A 289-nucleotide genomic window follows, 5' to 3' on the forward strand; every position below is an offset into this window, starting at 1 on the left:
ATTGCGTTCTAGTTTGTCGCAAGCACAACGTGCTTTTGTACAGAACTGCTTAATCGTTATCGCCATGCCAATTGTTATTATGTTGATGTCAAAAGAAGCATATGGATTTTTAGCAGGTTCTATGATGGGGAAAATCGCTTTAGCAGTAAATATGTTCATTGTCTTTTTCTTAGCAACCCGTGTAGAAAAGATTGCAAATTATAACCCAACAGAAAGAGGGGAATAAGGTGGCTACGATTTTAGCTGTAGTGGTATTCGTTGTCATGTACTGGGTATTCTCTACCTTTCT

General features: G+C 38.1%; 1 pseudogene. It reads left to right on the forward strand.

Features of this window, described 5'->3' with window-relative positions:
* Positions 1-226: pseudogene (locus MR170_RS31485) on the forward strand (hypothetical protein); the annotation flags it as partial.
* Positions 227-289 lie beyond the last annotated feature (63 nt).

The sequence above is a fragment of the Bacillus cereus group sp. BfR-BA-01524 genome (assembly GCF_022662595.1).
In the GTDB taxonomy this organism is placed as follows: domain Bacteria; phylum Bacillota; class Bacilli; order Bacillales; family Bacillaceae_G; genus Bacillus_A; species Bacillus_A thuringiensis_S.